The organism is Scopulibacillus darangshiensis, from assembly GCF_004341035.1.
Classification (GTDB): domain Bacteria; phylum Bacillota; class Bacilli; order Bacillales; family Sporolactobacillaceae; genus Scopulibacillus; species Scopulibacillus darangshiensis.
The window spans coordinates 17,017-36,298 of sequence record NZ_SLXK01000035.1; the positions used below are offsets into that span (position 1 = coordinate 17,017).

Here is a 19,282-nt window from a genome sequence, read left to right on the forward strand (position 1 = left end):
TCTTAAGCTGTTTGTAAGATTAATCCTTAATTCCTTGCCTTATTATTTTACGCCTTATCAACATCTATTCATTTTTATAAAAATTAGCCAGTCTTCGCAGGAGAATATTGTTCATTGAATATTTTTTCAAGTATCTCAGTGAAATAAGCCAACTGTTCACTTAAGCCCGAACGGCCTGCTTTGATTGTTAACTTAATCTTATTGCCTTCTGCTCCTAGACCTACTCCCGATCCAATGCTGCTAACTGTTTCAAAAAGCTTTACTCTGTCAATACTCACAGAGCCTTCTTCCGAGAACACCAATGAAAGCTGTCGCCCTTTTTGCTTAACGGTATCAATCATGAGTTCATGTGCAATAACATTAATTTTGGCCACTTTGAAAAGATCATCGACTTCTTGAGGATAATCTCCAAAGCGGTCGATCATTTCATCTTGAAGTTCTATGATATCCTTCGCCGTCTCAACTGATTTGAATTTCTTATACATACCGATTTTTTGCAGGGAATCTTCAATATAGCTCTCAGGAATATAGGCATCAGCTTCAATATCAATTGCAACCTGAGGCGTTTTCTTTTCCTGAGTTGTCCCTTGTCGTTCTGAAATGGCATCTTTTAACATTTGCGAGTAAAGATCGAAACCAACTGAATCAATAAAGCCGTGCTGCTGAGCACCGAGGAGATTTCCTGCTCCACGAATAGATAAATCCCGCATTGCTATTTTAAAGCCTGAACCAAGCTCGGTAAACTCCTTAATTGCCTGAAGGCGTTTTTCAGCCACTTCATTCATGACCTTATCCCGTTGGTAAGTAAAATAAGCATAAGCGACACGGTTGGAACGGCCGACACGCCCCCGTAATTGGTATAGCTGTGACAGTCCCATTCTGTCAGCGTCATAGACAATCAATGTATTGACATTTGGGATATCCACACCAGTTTCAATAATTGTCGTGCTGACAAGGACATCGTATGAACCTTCCAGAAAGTCAAGCATTGCCGCTTCAAGCTCCGTTTCCTTCATCTGCCCATGCGCAAAGGCCACTCTTGCATCAGGGACCAATGCGGCAATTTGCTCAGCCATTCTCTGGATGGATTCAACACGATTATATAGAAAATAGACTTGTCCGCCCCGTGCCAATTCACGCTCTATAGCCTCGCGCATAAGTGTCCCGCTGTATTCTGTGACATAGGTTTGAACAGGAAAGCGATTCTCCGGCGGTGTTTCAATGACTGATAAATCCCTGACTCCAAGCATCGACATATGCAATGTTCTAGGAATCGGTGTCGCTGTCAGTGTTAAAACATCTACGTTCGCTTTCATTTTCTTAATTTTCTCCTTATGTGTCACACCAAACCTTTGTTCTTCATCAACAATTAAAAGCCCTAGGTCTTTAAACACAACATCCTTTGATAAAAGACGGTGGGTGCCAATAACCATGTCCACCGCACCCTTTTTAAGCCCCTTAATGGTCTCCTGCTGCTCCTTGCGGCTTCGGAAACGGCTGAGCACCCCGATGTTTATTGCAAACTCCTCAAAGCGTTCTCTTGCTGTTTCAAAATGCTGCTGTGCTAGGATTGTTGTCGGAACAAGAAAAGCAACTTGCTTACCCTCTGATATCGCTTTAAATGCCGCGCGGAGAGCCACTTCAGTTTTCCCATAGCCAACATCGCCGCATAGCAAGCGGTCCATAGGCCTTGACTTTTCCATGTCCTTTTTAATTTCTTCAACAGCCTGAAGCTGATCATCTGTTTCTTGATAAGGAAAGACCGCTTCAAATTCATGCTGATCGGGGCCGTCTTTTTGAAAGGTGTGACCGACACTTGCTTCACGTTCAGCATAAAGCTTAATCAAATCGTCAGCGATGTCCTGGACGGACGATTTGGCCTTGCTTTTCACACGCTTCCACTCACTGCCGCCAAGCGTATATAATTTTGGCTCTTTACCCTCAGAACTTACATACTTTTGAACCTGGTCAATACTTTCCACAGGTACATACAGCTTGTCATTTCCTTTATAAAGAATATGCAAATAATCCTTATGGACACCGTTAACTTCCAAGGTCTCAATGCCGATGTATTTCCCAATACCATGGTCAACATGAACAACATGATCTCCGACCTTAAGCTCGTTGTAATTTTTTAACCGTTCAGCATTTGACAGTTTTTTATTTCTTCTTGAAGCTTTCGGAGCTTTGTTTGTGAAAACTTCCTTTTCAGTAATGACCACGAGCTTTTGCTGAGGCAATTCAAACCCGCCATCGAGCCGAAGAGGAACAATTTGATTGGCTCCTGGTGTTGGCATGGTACTTTTTTCAACGGTATGTGCCTCAATATCATAATCTGCTAAGACATTCTCAAGCCTAGCTGCCCGTTCTTCATTCGCAGCCAATATAACCACAGCATATTGACCTTTTTTCCAGCGCTCACATTCATTTTTCAAAACATGGATTTGCCCATGGAAATTTTGCATGGAACGGCAGGTGACATTAATCAAATTCTGAGGTTGGATATGGCCATGCTGGCGCAAAAAAAGCGATAAATACAAAACGGGGTGTTGAAGATACTCATTGATATCATGCCAATTCAAAGAGAGGGAAACACCATTAACAATTTCCCCCTTTTGAAGCAGAGCAATGTGCCATTCCGCTTCCTCTCTATCAAGCTGTTCTGCCATTTCTTGCACTCTACTAATTTCATCCATCACAATGAGGGCATCCTTTGGGACGACATCCAAAAAAGTGGTCTCTTTTTCATAAATAAGGGCTGTATATTTTGCTATCCCTTGAAATGCCTGATGTTCTTTAAACTGTTCAATCTCATAACCTACTTGTTCACTTAAGGCTTCCTTAACCTTTTGGTCCTTGACTTTTTTTAAAGTTTGCGAGAGTGCCTGCGAAAGCCGTTCAGCAGCGGCGTCCATATGCTCAGGGAAAAGGAGTATTTCCTTTGCTGGTCCAATGGTAATTTGGTCCACCTTATCTTCGGAACGCTGTGTGTCGCTGTTGAAAAAACGAATCGAATCTACCTCATCATCAAAAAGTTCAATTCGCAAAGGATGGGTTTCCGTTAATGGAAAAACATCTATAATGCCGCCCCGAACACTAAATTCCCCAGGGCCAGCCACCATTGCTTCCCTTTCATAGCCAATCGCTGTTAAAGTGTGGATTAACGCATCTAAATCAATGACTTTTCCGAGTTGAAGATCAATCAGGCCCGCTTTCCAAATATGAGTCGGAGATACAAAGCGTTTCAAACCCGCAACGGGTATAACAATGACCCCCGTACCTCCCTGCACCAAATGATTGAGCACCTCAATCCTCTGCGAGCGCAGCTCGGGGCTTTGGGTGGCAATTTCTGATGCAATTAAATCATTAACCGGGTAAAGAAATACTTGTTCCGGATCAATCAATTCCTCCAAATCCTCTTGAAGCTTCTGTGCCTGAAAAAGGTTATGCGTAACCACCACCATCGTCTTTCCCCGTTCTTCGTACATCGAAGCGATCCATAAAGATTTGGCAGCATTGGTTAGCCCGGAAACAAGCTGTTGTTTCATTCCGCTTTCAAAACCGTCCAGAATGGCATCTATATCTTTAAATTGTTCTGTATAATACCTTTGTAACCCCAACATAGGAATTCCCCTCCCTTAATAAACAGAAAGATGCCTTGGCAAAGACCAAAGCTGTTTACTGTATGAATGTGTCCCATTGATGAAATTCGGGGTTTCTTTCCAATGCCTCCTGGCAATCCTCACAAATGGTCGAAACGTGAATGTGACCATTATCGTCATATTGAATCATGTCTTTACGTTCCTCCGCTGTTAATTGGTCAAAACCCAAATCATTCGTTCGAAAAGCATTTGCTTCAATATGGCCAACCTTGGTACCGCAATGGCGGCATTTATAAATAACATCCAAGGGCATATACCTCCCAGCAATAAAGATGCTAGGAATAGTATCGTCATTAAAAGATCCTTTTATTCATCGGTTAAATCGGTTCATCACCTGGTCAAATGGCATCGTCATCCAACTATAGCAGGCTTTTGTTGCCAATTCGATTGCCTCTGTGACGGCCTTTTGATCGACCGGAGAAAACGGTTGGAGCACATAGTCAACAACCGGCTGCATACCATCGGGGCGCCCAATGCCAATTCTTAGCCTTTTAAATTCCTGTGTATGCAGATGACTAATCGTTGATTTGATGCCATTATGGCCCCCTGCACTGCCCTTTTGGCGCACCCTTATTTTCCCTGCAGGCAAGTCCAAATCATCGTAAATGACAAGAAAGTCATCAATAGCTACTTTAAAAAAGCTTAGAAATGGGGAAATCGCCTCACCAGATAAATTCATATATGTCAGCGGTTTGACTAGAATGACGTCTTCGCCATTAATTAGACCTTTACCAAATACCGCATTAAATTTGGACTTTGTGACAGGTATTTTGTATGTCGCTGATAAAGCATCCACTGCCTTAAAACCTATGTTATGCCTGGTGTTCTCATATTCAGAACCCGGATTTCCTAAACCAGCTATAACTTTCAATAGTCAGGCACTCCTATTCTTAACTATAATCTAATGTATGTCATATGAAAACAGACGTAACCACAGGTTACGCCTGCCTAAACCATTTATAGTTACTCTTCGTTGTTGCCATCATCTTTCCCTTTTTCCTCAATCACTTCCGGCTCAGCATCTTCTTCTGACTCTGCTTCCGGTTCTTCAAGTGTCGGCGGGGTTACTGAGACAATAACCTCATCCTCATCATCTAAAATTTCATAATCAGCATTTGCCTTTAAATCCCTGACCTTCAAGGAATCTCCAATATTTAATGCAGATACATCAACTTCAATATTGGATGGAATATTCGCAGGGAGTGATCTCACGTTCAATTCGTTAAATTGATGCTGAACGACACCGCCCTCTTTTTCACCGGCAGATTCACCTGTAAGTACCACAGGCACAACGGCATCTATTTCAGTTTTCATATCAATCTCTAGGAAATCGATATGAACTATTTCATCTTTCAAACGATCGAATTGAATATCGTGTGCCATAACTGAGTACGGCTTATTGTTTTCCACCTTCATTTGTATTACAGCGTTTCTGCCGTCACTTCTGAAAAGGCGGATCATCTCCCCTTCTTCAACAGAAACATTCTGGTTGCCAACGTTTTTCCCATAGACAACCGCTGGGATTCTTCCTTCATTTCTTAATTTCTTGGTCATAGATTTCCTTAAATGTTGACGATTCTTTGCATTTAATTGTACCAAAACCAACACTCCCTTTCTGATTATACAATTACCATTTTCCTATCATTTCAAACCAGAAATTTTTGGGCATTAAAAAATTCAGGTGCAAAAGTCAGCTTTAACTTTTCTATTTTAAAGGGTAAATAACTCTTATTTAATCAAATAATTTACTAACGGAAAGTTTCTCATGAACGCAGATAATCGCTTCACCCAGTAATGGCGCAACAGATAAATTTGTTATTTTTTCAATTTGTTTCGCCTCAGGCAGCGGTATAGTATTTGTGACAACGAGCTCGCTGATGCTCGAATTCTCAATTCTCTCAATGGCAGGGCCGGATAATACCGGATGTGTACAACAAGCATATACCTTTTTGGCCCCACTTTCAATTAAGGCATTGGCCGCTAGAGTAATTGTACCTGCCGTATCGATAATGTCGTCGATAATGATAGCGGTCTTGCCCTCAATGTGGCCAATGATATTCATCACTTCGGCAACATTTGGCTTAGGTCTTCTTTTATCAATAATGGCGATTGGTGCTTTAAGGCGATCCGCCATCTTCCTTGCCCTTGTTACACCGCCATGGTCGGGGGATACAATCACAATGTCCTCTAGACCTTTACTAAGGAAGTAGTCCGATAAAATCGGCACGCCAAGCAGCTGATCAACTGGAATATCAAAAAAGCCCTGAATCTGTGACGCGTGGAGATCAAGTGTTATCACACGGGTCGCACCGGCTGTTTCCAGAAGATTAGCGACAAGCTTGGCTGTGATCGGCTCTCTGGCACGTGCTTTGCGGTCTTGTCTGGCATAGCCATAGTAAGGAAGAACCACATTAATCGTTTTTGCTGACGCCCTCTTAAGAGCATCAATCATGATCAGGAGTTCCATCATGTGCTTATTTACTGGGTCACAAGTAGATTGAATGACATAAACATCACAACCACGGATGCTCTCTTCGATATTAATCTGAATTTCGCCGTCACTAAACGATGTAACGGAACACTTTCCTAGGTTGATCCCGATGTGTTCTGCAATTTCCTTTGCAAGATCGGGATTTGAATTCAAGCTAAATACTTTCAGGTTTGGGTCTAAATAATTTGGCATGCCAGTGTGTCCCTCCATCAATTATTTTTTCTTAAACGCAAGCTTTTCAGCGTAATTTTCTTTGTTAGTCTGACGTGATCTTGCAATGGCTAACGCATTTTCATCAACGGTCTGTGTAATGGTAGAACCGGCAGCAACGAAAGCATGCTTACCGACAGTCACAGGAGCAACCAAATTCACATTACACCCGATAAATGCCCCATCCTCAACACGTGTTAAATACTTGTTTTTGCCATCATAATTGACAGTTATAGAGCCACAGCCAAGATTTACATCCTTGCCGATTTCGGCGTCTCCGACATAACTAAGATGTGAGGCTTTGCTGCCTTCGCCCATGGCTGATTTCTTAATTTCAACGAAGTTGCCGATTTTTACATTGTCCCCTATTTGTGAGAGCGGGCGAATGTGTGCAAAAGGCCCAATATTAACATGTTCCCCAACCTTGCTATCATGTACAACCGATTGTTTGATTTTAGCAGAATGGCCAATCTCACTATCTTTGACTTCTGTATAAGGGCCAATCTCACAACCTTCTCCGATTTTGGCTTGGCCAAGGATCATTGTACCTGGATAAAGGGTGGTATCGCTTCCGATAACAGCATCTGCGGAAATTGTTGTGTTATCAGGATTAGTAATCGTTACACCTTGCCTCATATGATAGGCATTAATGCGCTTTCTCATGTACCCTTCAGCTTGTGATAAAGCAACGCGGTCGTTAACACCAAGAGTTTCTTCAAATGAATCCGATAAAAACGCCGCCACTTTACTTCCTTCGCTCTTAAGAATGCTAATAACATCCGGAAGATAATATTCACCTTGTGCGTTATCATTTTTTATCTTTTTAAGAGAATCAAACAGACGTTCATTATCAAAGCAATAAATTGCTGTATTAATCTCTTTTATTTCTTTTTCTGAAGGAGAAGCATCCTTGTCCTCAACTATTCTCTCTACATCACCTGATTTATTTCGAATGACCCGCCCATAACCTGACGGATTGGCCATTAGTGCCGTTAGAACGGTCACTGCAGCGCCCTCATTTTCATGATAATCTAACAACTTGCCGACTGTTTCCCCTGTAATTAAGGGTGTGTCACCACATAGAACAACGGTCGTCCCTTGTCGGCCGCGAATTATATCGGCAGCTTGCTGAACAGCGTGGGCCGTCCCTAATTGTTTTTCCTGGACAGCATAGTCGACCGTTTCGCCAAGCTGTTCCTTGACAGCTTCACCGCCATGACCTATGATGGTAACAATCTTTCCAAAATTTAGACCCCTGATTTGATCAACGACATGCTGAATCATTGGTTTACCGCATACAGGATGCAATACTTTATAAAGCTTGGATTTCATTCTGGTGCCTTTGCCTGCGCCGAGAATGACAGCATAACGATTCGACATTAAAAGACCTCCATCTTCCTTTTCGTCCACATATGACTATAGCCTATATAGCCTGTTTTTTCAAGAAAATCGTAAGAGCAGAGATCTTTTTGCTTTGAGCATTCAAATTTAACGCAAACGAAGGAGACCTAACCATTGTGATTAGGTCTCCTTCTATTACTGGCGAAAATGTTTATTAAGAAGCACCCGCTTCTTCATAAGCGGCTTCAACTTCGCCTACATGATGGTATTCCTCCAACACAGCATGCTGTATTTTCTCACGTGTGCTAGAAGTAATCGGGTGAGCTATGTCACGAAACTCTCCATCAGGAGTACGCTTGCTGGGCATAGCGACAAACATTCCGTTATTTCCGTCAATAACACGAATATCATGGACAACGAATTCGTTGTCAATCGTGATTGAGGCAATAGCTTTCATTCGTCCATCCGTATTAACTCGACGCAGCCTTACATCTGTTACTTCCATTTTTAGGCACCACCTTTTACCATAAATAAGAGACTATAACAACCATTCAACAAATGTTGTTTAAATCCTTCAAAGGAATTAAAAAAAGTCAAAATATTTTATAGTTATGTGGCTTTTGGCCTATTTTACAAGCGCAATGACTTCCATTTCAATCTTAACATCCTTTGGAAGCCTAGCAACTTCAACACAAGAACGTGCGGGCAAATGGTCTGTAAAGTATGTGCCATAGATATTATTAATAGCTGGAAAGTCATCCATGTTTTTAATAAACACCGTTGTCTTGATTACCGTTTCTAACGAAGCTCCAGCACTTTCGAGCACTGCCTTAATATTTGAAAAAACCTGGTGGACCTGTTGTTCAATGTCTTCCCCAATTAATTCCCCATTAGCCTTCAGAGGGATTTGCCCTGAGCTATAAAACACATTATTAACAACTATCCCCTGTGAATACGGGCCAATGGCCGCTGGCGCTGCATCAGTGTGTGTCTTTTTCATATTTTCTCCTCCAAACTATAATAATTAAAAACGTTTCCTAGTTCGATCGCAAAGCTCTGTTCTTGTTCAGTCATTGATAATTTCAATAATGACAGGTAACCATCAATTAACTTTGGTGCTTTATCTTTGGTTTCAACGAAAACCGCCATTCCGGCAACCTCTGCGTCGAACTCCTGCAAAAGATTTGCCATGCCCTTCATCGTTCCCCCAGCTTTCATGAAATCATCAATAATAAGGACTTTTGAACCGGGCGTAAGACTCCTTCTTGGCAAGACCATTGTTTGGATCCTTTTTGAGGAGCCTGATACATAATTAATACTCACCGTCGACCCTTCTGTCACCTTACTGCTGCGTCTGACGATGACAACCGGAACATTAAATTGGGATGCAACAGCATAAGCCAACGGAATGCCCTTTGTTTCCATTGTCATCACAACATCTATGGCGTCCTTCGAATATACCGCTGAAATCATTCTGCCGATCGCATTGATATAAAAGGGTTGTCCAAGTATATCCGTCATATATAAATAACCGCCTGGCAACAACCGATCGGACTGTGACAGTTGGCCGCTCAGAAGGCTCATTAGCTCCTTTGCATCGGACATTTCCATATAGGGTATGTATTTTACACCGCCTGATGCCCCCGCAATCGTCACAAGCCGTCCAGTACCTTGTGATTCAAAGTTTTCCTTTATAATCCCTAAATCTTCACTTATTGAGGACTTCGCTGACCCATAACGTTCCGAAAAGGTGGAAAGTGAAATAATTTGATGAGGGCGCTGCAGGAGGTATCCTGTCATATCAACTAACCTGCTGCTCCGCTTTAATTTCATGATGCTCCTCCTAAATCCGAATATTTTAACTAAATCTTACACCTTTATCCGTCTTTATTCAAGAGAATCTCATCTTCCGCAAAGCCGAACAGCATAAACGTGGGGACAAAATCCTTTTAGACTGTTGTATAACCTCTGCATCCGTGATTCATATTGGGTCAATCCGAATACAGTCGGCCCGCTACCGCTCATTAAAACACCATCCGCGCCCATACGTTTCATATGACTTTTAATTTGGGATATTTCCGGAACACGATCGAGCGTTACAGATTCAAGTGTATTTCCCAACAGCCTGCATATTTTATTAAAATCCTGCTTTTTAATCGCCTGGATCATCGCATCCACATCCGGATGGGGTGCCCTTTCTAAGCATAGCCCCTGATAAATTTCAGCGGTGGATACCGATACGGGTGGTTTAGCTAAAACGACCCAACAGGGGGGCGGCGATGGGATCGGCTGAACACACTCACCGCGTCCCGTAGCAAGAGCCGTTCCTCCTTTGACACAAAAGGCAACATCTGAACCAACCATTGATGCGACAGCCAACATTTCTTTTTGCGACATATTAAGTTTCCATAAACGGTTAAGTGCCCGTATTGTTGCAGCTCCGTCGCTGCTGCCTCCCGCCAAGCCTGCTGCCACAGGAATTTCTTTAGTAATCGAGATCATAACACCCCTCTTGATCCCATATCGGCTCTTTATAATATCCGCTGCTTGATAAGCAAAATTGCGCTGATCCTCAGGGACAAAAGAAGCGGTTGAAAAAATTCTGATTTCATCCCCAGGAAGCTCCTCACATTCAATTCTATCTGACAAATCAATAGTGGTCATCACCATTTTAACCTCATGAAAGCCGTCTTCGCGTTTATTCAAAACATCGAGAGATAAATTAATCTTAGCCGGCGCTTTCTCAGTTACCTTCACATCTTTCCCTCGCTTTACTTTCCGTTCTTTGTTCGGTTCCTTTAATCATAAAACTTAAAAAGCCGGAGCACAAGGCTCCGGTTTTGCTCAGGCGTTATTTATTTTCTTTATTAGCCAGTTGTCCTTCTGCAAGCTCAATAGCCCTCTTAACCATGTTACCCGCGTCGCGTGCCCTTATTCCGCCCCATCCCTCTTGTTGGACAGTGTCGTAGAAACCAAGCTCTTTAGCAAGTTCCTCTTTTAACTGGTCAGACATCACACCACGATTTCTAGCCATGATCAGACAACCCCTTTCAGTTGAGCATTCTTATTATTTGATCGGACCCGCCTGATTATAGCTTCCTAATAAAACCATTATGTAAAAACAAAATAAAAAGCAGTATGACATGAATGCCTACTGCCCGCTTGCTGCTGCTTCTTCTAAGAATGTAATTTCAACCGATTCAGTTAATACGTCAGTATAGCTGTATGATACACGTTCGTAAGCATTCGAATCTTCATCAAGCTTGACGATAAACACAGATGGATAGGTTTCCTCTAAAACACCAACGCGTTGAATTGTTTTTCGTCTGCCCCCATTGGCCTTTAAAGCTAAACGTTTGCCGACTCTTTCGTCTAAAGCGCATTTGATATCCTTAATGGTTTTTCCCATCGATCAACCCACCTCGCTTAACCAAATTATAACATCATTCGAGCCTAAATGTCAAACTAAAGTGGAAAACAGAGAATTATATCAGTATTTAATCCATGTTGTCAATGTTTTTCACACTCAAGTGATGTTATTATGTGCTGTATCTAAGAAAATATGTATACAGCATTTATTGTTCATCTGTAGAAGGAAAGGGCATGCCGGTTCTAAGGATGCCTCTAGTCTCAACGCCGCCTAAACCATCCGACCCGGCTAAGGTATTTCTCAGAACATCCCATACGTTGACATGATCCATAAATGAAGTAAAGCTGATTTTCGAAACCAAGTATACAGGGTCAAGGGCATGGATATTAATTCGTGTCGGCGAGCTGGCGAAATTTGCTCCGGCTCTTATTAACATTTCAAAATGAGACTGACAAGCCCCGGCGAAAATGACCAGTTGATCAAGGTGCGGAAAAATAAATCGGACTTCCTTTACGGTTCTGATAAAGTGGCCCGAATGGCGGTAAGCTTTAATATCATCTTCTTCCCCTTTACTTTTCATATAGGCATCATGTCCGGTTAAAACCAGAATATCCGGACGTATTTGCTTAACTAATTTGGGGACATTTTCAGGCATGTCTTCTTCTTTCATATACTTCCCCAAAACCGGAACACCTAATTTTTCGTAAACCCGCAAGCATTTTTTGAGGTAAAAGGGGTCACCATCAATATGCAGCACCCTGCCAGGCATTTCAAAATAGGTCATTCTCGTACGATAACCGTTCGTCGCAGTATATTCACGTTTTAATTTCAGCTTCTGATAATCCTGGCGAAACAATCGGTTAGAATGGTCCTCTAATTCCTGAGAACGCTTTTCAAACTCCAGGCGTTTTTCTTCAGTCATTGCTTTTAAATCACTTAACGGTGCGTCAGCATATAAGCGGAGCTCCTGACCTGACAGTTCTGCTTTATTATCTTTCGTGTCAATTTTGACAACACGAAAACAAACGTCACACTGGTAGGATAACCTTGCGACGATATCGCCGACTTGAATCTCCATTATAGACCTCCTCACACTTCCCGAAAAGAACCGAATCTGAAAATTAAAGACCCTATTTTCAACATATGCAAGGAAAGGTTTTTTGATGAAAGGATTTTAAAGGAGCTATTTTGTTTGACCTTCATCCCGAATGGTTAATAAAGCGTCACTCAGCCGCGCAAACTCCTCTATGGTCAGCGTTTCACCCCGTCTGACCGGATCAATTTGGACGGCATCCAATCGTTCCATAATAGCTTCTTTCTGTTCCTTTGAGAAAAGGTTAAGCAAATTATTCATTAAAGTTTTCCTGCGCTTGGCAAAACCAGCCCGCACCACTGTGAAGAAAAAGGCTTCATCTTTGACAGCGACCTTCTTCTCTCTACGCATTTTGAGCTGTATAACAGAAGAATCAACATTCGGCTGCGGAACGAAAACCGTTTTGGGCACTGTCATGACCACTTTAGGATCGGCAAGATATTGAACAGCAATAGATAACGACCCGTAGCTTTTCTCCCCAGGCTTTGCCTCGAGCCGTTCTGCCACCTCTTTTTGAATCATAACAACAATGCCCTTTATCGGGAGATGATCCGTTAATAGTTTCATTAGAATCGGTGTCGTTACATAGTATGGCAGGTTGGCCACGACCATCACTTTTGCATCCGCAGGAAATTCCTCAGCAATAATCTTCTTCAAATCGGCCTTTAAGACGTCTTTAAAACAAACCCGTACATTTTCTTCATTCTTCAGGGTCTCAGCTAAAATAGGTTCAAGCCTCTTGTCAATTTCCAATGCGACAACTTTCTTTGCCTCCTTGGCTAACACTTGTGTTAAAGCCCCAATCCCCGGCCCAATTTCAATGACATAGCTGTCTTTTGTTAATTCCGCTGAGGATACAATTTTTTTTAAAATATTTTCATCGATTAAAAAATTTTGCCCAAGGCTCTTTTTAAATGTAAATTGATATTGTTTTATGATGTCACTCGTTGTACGAGGCGAAGATACCCGGTTATTCATTGACTTCCTCCAAAATAACAGCTTTTAATGCTTTATTAAAATCATCTTCAGTAATCTGGAACATTTTCAATCTTTTATGTAATTGTTTTGCATTTGTATAGCCAATTTTCAAATGCTCACCCAGCTTTTCACGCCGTTCTCTGGCACCTTTTCCGCCGACCAAACCATTTTCTCTAAGTTTTGTCATCGAGATATGCTCTTCTGTTTCGGACGTCTCTGTATAAACCTTTGCCAGAGCATCACGTATGGCTTCAGGTGAAGCGTGCTCTATGCCAAGGCTTTGCGTTACAAGTCCTGCCGCTTCCTCTCTCGTCAAAAAAGCGTGCTTGCAACCCGGTACGCTCTCACTAATTGTTTTTCTGATTTTTTCGCCAGGGAAATCCGGATCAGTAAAGATGATCACACCCCGTTTTTCTTTAGCATGCCTGACCGCTTCAATAATCATTCTATTGACCGCAGAGCCGTTCGTTTCAATAGTGTCCGCATTTACGGCATTATTTATTGCCATTGTATCACTTTTGCCTTCCACGACGATAATTTCCTTAATAATCATAATTTCCTCCGCTTTTTTGAAACCTTTTATTTCGCCCACTCGTCCTATAATTGTAACGTAAATGTAAAGAAAACTTGCCGATTGTCAAGCCTTAAATAGGCGTAGACAGAGGCTTAGTTGCACTTATCTGCATCAGAAAGGCTACAGCATGGATCCGCTTCGTTGCTGCCTTGCGACAAAATGAAATGGAGGAGCATAACTATGCTTTCTGATTAACTAAAAGAAGTACAGAAAGCTTCCCTCTGTACTTCTCCATTATAATCTATTTTTAATGTTAATTTAGGATTTTAATCTTAACCCGTCTCGAACCCCAGCTATTAGCCTGGGATTCCGATGAGAAGAAGACATCTATTTTGTTGCCATTGACGCTGCCGCCAGTGTCACCGGCAACCGCATAGCCATAGCCTTCAACGTATACTTTAGTCCCAAGCGGAATAACGTTTGGATCTACAGCAATAACTTTGGCATTTGGGTTTGCTTTAAGATTTATCCCTGTCGTAGTCATACCGGAACATCCTGAACAGTTTGCCGTATAGGCAGTGCTCGAAACATAACGAACCTCATCGTTTGAGCTTGATGCATTCCTGGAGACAGCTGCTGTCTTAGGCGGTGATGTCGTCTTGGCGGATACAGGTACAATATTCGGCTCATCATGAGTTACAGGTTCTTTCGTCCCTAAAGCTACAATCCGGTCTTGACTTTCTTGTAAAACTTCTTTACCAATCAGCTTTCTTGCGACTTCTTTGCCGTTTTCATATGTCACTTCATAATGCTTGGCAACTTGACCTTCATGACCATCAGAGAGCACTTTCTTTTTGCCCTTTTCAAGGTCACCGCTGTCTTTTTTTACTGTATCAAATTTTAATGGCTCTTTTACGATATCTTCCGCTTTTTTAACACGAATCACCTTAACATTAGTATTCGGCGTCAATGTCACGTTTTTCCCAGGTTCAACACGATCATTTTTTGACAAATCAATGCCCTTTTGAGCGAGAAGTTCACTCACCGTCATTGAAGAAGCCCAGACCTTCTTATTATGCTTCCCGTCGGTTAGGTCAATTTGAAAACCGGGTTTATAAGAAACCGCCATCCCGCCATCAATTTTTGTGTTAAGAGATGGTTTGACTTGATCGTGTGCCTTAATGTTGATGTGATGCGTTTTAAAAAAGCCTTGCACAGTATCAGCTGTCGTCCATACCGTTTTTGTTTCGCCTTTTTCGGTGAATTGTATCTTCTGGGCAGGCTCCCAAACCACTTTCATATTATCTGATAAATTCGTATGTATCCCGGGCTGAACCACATCGTGCGAACGGGGTGTCACACCTGTGTTTTTTAACAATTCCTTTACAGTATCAGCATGTGTCCTGATATCCTTGACTTTGCCATTTGCTACTAATGTGACCTTCTTTTTGCTAGATTCATAGGCCGCATATGAAATGACAGATACTAAAACAACAAATGACAGGAGTGCTATGATGGCCCTCTTCTTTTGAAAAAAGAGATTTTTCTTGTTTTCAAGCATCGAACCTCTCCTTTGTGATAATCTTATAAATTCTAGTATTCATTGGGCAGTTTTTATTATAAGCAGATTAATTGCTAGAATGAAATACAAACATATCGACAGGTGTCTTGGCAAAAACTACTATTCCAACTCACTTTAACATGAACCTGGATGGTATTTGTCGAATTGGGGCTGAATATCATTTATTTTAAGCCAAAAAATTGTTTGGCATTGTCGGACGTTTTTTTTGCAAGCACTTCATAAGACAATCCTTTAAGTTCCGCAATTTTCTCGGCGATGAGCTTGACGCGTGCTGGTTCATTTCTTTTTCCCCTATAAGGATGAGGGCTAAGATATGGACAATCCGTCTCAACTAAGAGCCGGTCCAGCGGCACTTGGGCAGCCACTTCTTTTGGCAACTGTGCATTCTTAAATGTCACAGGGCCGCCAAAGCCTATGTAAAAATTCATGTCAAGACATTGTTTGGCTGTTTCCCAATCTGAACTAAAGCAATGCATCACACCGCCAACCTCTTCAGCATGCTCATCTTTCAGAATTTCAAGGATATCTTCTGTTGCTTCCCGGTTATGAATAATAATCGGCAGTTTTACTTTTTTCGCGAGTCGAATTTGTTTTCTAAAAACATCCTTCTGGATATCTTTCGGTGACTTATCCCAGTGATAATCCAGCCCCATTTCCCCGATGGCTACAACCTTTGGATGTTTGGATAGCTCTTCAATCCACTGCAGATCATCATCCGTCATATCGATGGCATCAACGGGATGCCAGCCAACAGCAGCATAGATATGCTCGTATTCTTCCGCAATAGCCATGGCGTCCTTAATGGTCTGTTGGTCAAAACCGACAACAACCATATTAACTACTCCGGCTTCCTTTGCCCGGACAAGCATGTCGGCAAAGTCATCTTTAAATTGTTCAGCATTAATATGTGTGTGTGTATCAAATAACATCGTATGTATCCTCCATAAAGGACCAATTATAAAGTCCTAGCTAGTTTAACACAATTTCACATTTCGCATACAACAGCGGCATGTCAAAATATTAAGAGTATGTAACAAATATTAAAGGAGATGGCAATAATGTTACACCACCTCCTTACTACTAATTATTTTACTTTTGAACCATTTGGCAGGGAGTCATCGATTGTGGCTAGCTTCAGCTTTCCATTTTCCTCCCCGGCCAAAATCATGCCTTCAGATACCTCTCCTCTGAGTTTTACGGGTTTTAAATTGGCTACAACAATGACTTTTTTGCCAACCAGCTCCTCTGGGGAATAATACTTGGCAATTCCTGAAACGACTTGCCTTTTTTCAAAACCAAGGTCAAGCTTTAGCTTAAGCAGCTTGTCAGCTTTTTTAACCTTCTCAGCTTCTAACACTTCAGCAACCCTTAGGTCAACTTTGGCGAAATCATCGATCATTATATGATCCGATTCAGGGGCTTCTGGAACCTTGTCTTCTTTTGCTGCTGTTTTTGTTTCTGCAACAGGGGCAGTCCCTCTCATTTTCCCGACAATATAGGCGATTTCTTCTTTAACATCAAGACGCGGAAAGATTGGCTGACCTTTCTCGACCTTCCAGTTTCCATCCGATAACCCAAATTCATGCAGGCTGTCCCAAGACTTATGTGCATCTTCACTCACGCCGATTTGGCTGAAAATCTTTTGCGGTGTGTTTGTAAAGAAGGGCTGGATCAAAATCGCAATCGCTCGTAAAGACTCGACAAGATGTGCCATGACTGAAGCCAATTTATTGCGGTTTTCTTCACTTTTAGCAAGGACCCAGGGCTCGGTTTCATCTATATATTTGTTTGTTCGGCTGACCAACTGCCAAATAGCCGACAAAGCAACGGAGAATTGCAGATTTTCCATTTCATTCTCTGCCTTTTTCACCGTTTCCAGGACAAAAACTCGGAGGCTTTGGTCAAAATCAGTTGCATTGCCATTATAGGACGGTACGTGACCGTCAAAGTACTTTTGCACCATGGCCACAGTTCTGTTTAATAAATTCCCCAGATCATTGGCAAGGTCGTAGTTCACCCTTTCGACAAAACCCTCAGGTGTGAAAACGCCATCTGAACCAAACGGTACCTCTCGAAGCAAGTAATACCGTAGTGCATCCAAACCGTAACGGTCAATCAGAGGTTCAGGGTCCACAACATTGCCTTTTGATTTGGACATCTTTCCATCTTTCATTAACAGCCAGCCGTGGGCAAAGACCTTCTTTGGCAGCGGCAAGTCAAGGGCCATTAATATAATTGGCCAATAAATCGTATGAAAGCGAACGATTTCCTTGCTCATTAAATGAACATCCGCTGGCCAATATTTTTGGAAGCGCTCATCGTTGTCGGTACCATATCCTAGAGCTGTAATGTAATTGGATAAGGCATCTATCCAAACATAGACAACATGCTTCGGATCATTCGGAACTTCAACTCCCCAGTTAAAAGCCGTTCTGGATACAGCTAAATCCTCAAGACCCGGTTTGATGAAGTTATTGATCATTTCTTTCTTTCTTGACTCCGGCTGGATAAAATCCGGATGTTCTTCATAATATTTCAAAAGTCGATCAGCATACTTACTCATCTTGAAAAAGTAGGATTCCTCTTTAACCTTTTCAACCGGCCCGCCGCAATCAGGGCATTTTCCATCGTCAAGCTGTCTTTCAGTAAAGTAAGATTCACAAGATGTACAATACCAGCCCTCGTATTCCCCTAGATAGATGTCACCCTGGTCTAACAGCTGTTTAAAGATTTTTTGCACAGGCTTTCTATGTCTTTCTTCCGTCGTTCGAATGAAATCACTATTGCTAATTTCGAGTTTTTTCCAAAGCCTTTGGATCCCTTCTGCCATTTTATCGACATATTCTTGCGGAGATATTCCCTCAGCATCCGCCTTTCTTTGGATCTTTTGGCCATGCTCATCTGTCCCGGTAAGGTACATGACATCGTATCCCCTTAACCGTTTGTAGCGAGCCATCGCGTCGCCCGCTACTGTGGTATAAGCATGTCCGATATGTAATTTTCCACTTGGATAATATATCGGGGTTGTGATATAGAATGACCTTCGATTTTCCACTGTCCTTAACCTCCTAAAGAAAACTTGGCTTATCGCCAAGCCTTAAATGGCGAAAGCCTTAGCTGCAAGCCTACGGCGACGAATAAACTTCTGTGCTGGCTTGTGACGAAACGAAGTGTAGTCACATTGTTGTGCGTAAGAAAATTTACACTTTCTTATTAACACAAAAATACCAATTTTGAGGCAGAGGTAGCCTCCGTCTCCTGCTCAAAACTATACTAATCCGCAGCGCTAATGTCAAGAATACCAAGACTTTTGGCACTTTAATGCTTCCGACAAATCCTTTTTCCCGCGTTACCGTGAAATGGGTTATTTTACTATTACAAAAGGTAGGTAATTAATGTTAAAATCCTTACATACGGAGTGCGAATCATGTAAATTTTTTCATTATTAACTTTCTACAGTTATATTTTTTTAAAATGGATTGTACAAAAAATAAATTGCTGTCGAATAATGTAAACAAAAGGAGGTGCTTAACTGTCCTTTGAAAATCTAGAAAACTATATAATCCGCATCATTGTCCGGTTATTCAGGAGCTAGTGAACTTTAGCAGATAAAAGCACTAAATTTTCAAAAGAAAAACATTGACCCGTTTGGGAAACACTGGTATTATTAAAAGAAAGCAAATATTGTCGAATTATGACGGAATTTGAACTTAGGAGGAGAAATATTCATGAAATCAACAGGTATTGTAAGAAAAGTTGACGAACTCGGCCGCGTGGTTATACCAATTGAGCTTCGCCGCACTCTAGGAATCAATGAAAAAGATGCATTAGAAATCTATGTTGATGACGATAAAATTATCCTTAAAAAGTACAAGCCTAGCATGACATGTCAAATTACTGGCGACGTTTCCGACGATAACCTGAACATTGGCGGCGGTAAGCTTATCTTAAGCAAAGAAGGCGCTGAAGAAGTGATGAAAGAGATCGAGGGCTACTTAAAAAAGTAAGTCATCAAAAATAACCCTGCTTAGCATGAATTTT

19 protein-coding genes are annotated in these 19,282 nt (G+C 41.8%); 1 reads left to right on the top strand and 18 read right to left on the bottom strand.

Features of this window, described 5'->3' with window-relative positions:
- Nucleotides 1-83: 83 nt before the first annotated feature.
- The 18 genes from mfd to metG form a co-directional block, all read right to left on the bottom strand.
- A complete protein-coding gene (gene mfd, locus EV207_RS17855; RefSeq protein ID WP_132747512.1) occupies nucleotides 84-3,623 on the bottom strand; it encodes a transcription-repair coupling factor in 3,540 nt (1,179 codons plus the stop codon).
- 55 nt (nucleotides 3,624-3,678) lie between these two features.
- The gene (fin, locus tag EV207_RS17860) at nucleotides 3,679-3,909 is read right to left on the bottom strand and encodes an anti-sigma-F factor Fin (protein ID WP_132747513.1); all 231 of its coding nucleotides are present in this window, start codon (nucleotides 3,907-3,909) and stop codon (nucleotides 3,679-3,681) included.
- 63 nt (nucleotides 3,910-3,972) lie between these two features.
- Nucleotides 3,973-4,533 (bottom strand): aminoacyl-tRNA hydrolase, encoded by a 561-nt coding sequence (pth, locus tag EV207_RS17865; protein ID WP_132747514.1) that lies wholly within the window; start codon nucleotides 4,531-4,533, stop codon nucleotides 3,973-3,975.
- 92 nt (nucleotides 4,534-4,625) lie between these two features.
- Nucleotides 4,626-5,261 (bottom strand): 50S ribosomal protein L25/general stress protein Ctc, encoded by a 636-nt coding sequence (locus EV207_RS17870; RefSeq protein ID WP_424511385.1) that lies wholly within the window; start codon nucleotides 5,259-5,261, stop codon nucleotides 4,626-4,628.
- A gap of 133 nt (nucleotides 5,262-5,394) precedes the next feature.
- Nucleotides 5,395-6,345, bottom strand: coding sequence for a ribose-phosphate diphosphokinase (locus EV207_RS17875; RefSeq protein WP_132747515.1), 951 nt, complete (start codon nucleotides 6,343-6,345; stop codon nucleotides 5,395-5,397).
- 21 nt (nucleotides 6,346-6,366) lie between these two features.
- Complete coding sequence (gene glmU / locus EV207_RS17880) at nucleotides 6,367-7,743, bottom strand: bifunctional UDP-N-acetylglucosamine diphosphorylase/glucosamine-1-phosphate N-acetyltransferase GlmU (protein ID WP_132747516.1); 1,377 nt, start codon at nucleotides 7,741-7,743, stop codon at nucleotides 6,367-6,369.
- Between the two features lie 175 nt (nucleotides 7,744-7,918).
- On the bottom strand, nucleotides 7,919-8,209 hold the full coding sequence (gene spoVG, locus EV207_RS17885) for a septation regulator SpoVG (RefSeq protein ID WP_132747517.1): 291 nt from the start codon (nucleotides 8,207-8,209) through the stop codon (nucleotides 7,919-7,921).
- Between the two features lie 120 nt (nucleotides 8,210-8,329).
- Nucleotides 8,330-8,704 (bottom strand): RidA family protein, encoded by a 375-nt coding sequence (locus EV207_RS17890; RefSeq protein WP_132747518.1) that lies wholly within the window; start codon nucleotides 8,702-8,704, stop codon nucleotides 8,330-8,332.
- Nucleotides 8,701-9,537: a pur operon repressor gene (gene purR, locus EV207_RS17895; protein ID WP_132747519.1), complete on the bottom strand. Its 837-nt coding sequence runs from the start codon at nucleotides 9,535-9,537 to the stop codon at nucleotides 8,701-8,703. Before purR ends, EV207_RS17890 begins: the two co-directional genes overlap by 4 nt.
- Nucleotides 9,538-9,606: 69 nt before the next feature.
- Nucleotides 9,607-10,461 carry a 4-(cytidine 5'-diphospho)-2-C-methyl-D-erythritol kinase gene (gene ispE, locus EV207_RS17900; protein ID WP_132747520.1) on the bottom strand — a complete coding sequence of 285 codons (855 nt, stop codon included), beginning with the start codon at nucleotides 10,459-10,461 and terminating at the stop codon, nucleotides 9,607-9,609.
- A 94-nt stretch (nucleotides 10,462-10,555) separates the two neighbouring features.
- On the bottom strand, nucleotides 10,556-10,738 hold the full coding sequence (locus EV207_RS17905) for a small, acid-soluble spore protein, alpha/beta type (protein ID WP_132747521.1): 183 nt from the start codon (nucleotides 10,736-10,738) through the stop codon (nucleotides 10,556-10,558).
- Between the two features lie 117 nt (nucleotides 10,739-10,855).
- On the bottom strand, nucleotides 10,856-11,113 hold the full coding sequence (gene veg, locus EV207_RS17910; RefSeq protein WP_132747522.1) for a biofilm formation stimulator Veg: 258 nt from the start codon (nucleotides 11,111-11,113) through the stop codon (nucleotides 10,856-10,858).
- A gap of 166 nt (nucleotides 11,114-11,279) precedes the next feature.
- The gene (gene yabG, locus EV207_RS17915; RefSeq protein WP_132747523.1) at nucleotides 11,280-12,152 is read right to left on the bottom strand and encodes a sporulation peptidase YabG; all 873 of its coding nucleotides are present in this window, start codon (nucleotides 12,150-12,152) and stop codon (nucleotides 11,280-11,282) included.
- A gap of 105 nt (nucleotides 12,153-12,257) precedes the next feature.
- Nucleotides 12,258-13,145: a 16S rRNA (adenine(1518)-N(6)/adenine(1519)-N(6))-dimethyltransferase RsmA gene (gene rsmA / locus EV207_RS17920; protein WP_132747524.1), complete on the bottom strand. Its 888-nt coding sequence runs from the start codon at nucleotides 13,143-13,145 to the stop codon at nucleotides 12,258-12,260.
- Nucleotides 13,138-13,698 (bottom strand): ribonuclease M5, encoded by a 561-nt coding sequence (rnmV, locus tag EV207_RS17925; protein ID WP_132747525.1) that lies wholly within the window; start codon nucleotides 13,696-13,698, stop codon nucleotides 13,138-13,140. The genes rsmA and rnmV overlap by 8 nt, the downstream gene beginning before the upstream one ends.
- 274 nt (nucleotides 13,699-13,972) lie before the next feature.
- The gene (locus EV207_RS17930) at nucleotides 13,973-15,220 is read right to left on the bottom strand and encodes a G5 and 3D domain-containing protein (protein ID WP_132747526.1); all 1,248 of its coding nucleotides are present in this window, start codon (nucleotides 15,218-15,220) and stop codon (nucleotides 13,973-13,975) included.
- Nucleotides 15,221-15,402: 182 nt separating this feature from the next.
- Nucleotides 15,403-16,170 carry a TatD family hydrolase gene (locus EV207_RS17935; protein ID WP_132747527.1) on the bottom strand — a complete coding sequence of 256 codons (768 nt, stop codon included), beginning with the start codon at nucleotides 16,168-16,170 and terminating at the stop codon, nucleotides 15,403-15,405.
- A gap of 155 nt (nucleotides 16,171-16,325) precedes the next feature.
- Nucleotides 16,326-18,329, bottom strand: a complete 2,004-nt coding sequence (gene metG, locus EV207_RS17940) for a methionine--tRNA ligase (RefSeq protein ID WP_132747541.1) — start codon at nucleotides 18,327-18,329, stop codon at nucleotides 16,326-16,328.
- Between the two features lie 634 nt (nucleotides 18,330-18,963).
- Between metG and EV207_RS17945 the strand changes: the two genes are divergently transcribed.
- Entirely contained in the window at nucleotides 18,964-19,248 is a 285-nt protein-coding gene (locus EV207_RS17945) for an AbrB/MazE/SpoVT family DNA-binding domain-containing protein (RefSeq protein WP_165887001.1), read from the top strand.
- Nucleotides 19,249-19,282 lie beyond the last annotated feature (34 nt).

Bases quoted from the DNA above. Each gene is read 5' to 3' on its own strand.
- EV207_RS17905 (WP_132747521.1), bottom strand. From the start codon at position 10,738: ATGGCTAGAAATCGTGGTGTGATGTCTGACCAGTTAAAAGAGGAACTT.
- rsmA (WP_132747524.1), bottom strand. From the start codon at position 13,145: ATGAATAACCGGGTATCTTCGCCTCGTACAACGAGTGACATCATAAAA.
- rnmV (WP_132747525.1), bottom strand. From the start codon at position 13,698: ATGATTATTAAGGAAATTATCGTCGTGGAAGGCAAAAGTGATACAATG.
- EV207_RS17890 (WP_132747518.1), bottom strand. From the start codon at position 8,704: ATGAAAAAGACACACACTGATGCAGCGCCAGCGGCCATTGGCCCGTAT.
- EV207_RS17930 (WP_132747526.1), bottom strand. From the start codon at position 15,220: ATGCTTGAAAACAAGAAAAATCTCTTTTTTCAAAAGAAGAGGGCCATC.
- yabG (WP_132747523.1), bottom strand. From the start codon at position 12,152: ATGGAGATTCAAGTCGGCGATATCGTCGCAAGGTTATCCTACCAGTGT.
- EV207_RS17875 (WP_132747515.1), bottom strand. From the start codon at position 6,345: ATGCCAAATTATTTAGACCCAAACCTGAAAGTATTTAGCTTGAATTCA.
- spoVG (WP_132747517.1), bottom strand. From the start codon at position 8,209: ATGGAAGTAACAGATGTAAGGCTGCGTCGAGTTAATACGGATGGACGA.
- glmU (WP_132747516.1), bottom strand. From the start codon at position 7,743: ATGTCGAATCGTTATGCTGTCATTCTCGGCGCAGGCAAAGGCACCAGA.
- veg (WP_132747522.1), bottom strand. From the start codon at position 11,113: ATGGGAAAAACCATTAAGGATATCAAATGCGCTTTAGACGAAAGAGTC.
- mfd (WP_132747512.1), bottom strand. From the start codon at position 3,623: ATGTTGGGGTTACAAAGGTATTATACAGAACAATTTAAAGATATAGAT.
- EV207_RS17935 (WP_132747527.1), bottom strand. From the start codon at position 16,170: ATGTTATTTGATACACACACACATATTAATGCTGAACAATTTAAAGAT.
- purR (WP_132747519.1), bottom strand. From the start codon at position 9,537: ATGAAATTAAAGCGGAGCAGCAGGTTAGTTGATATGACAGGATACCTC.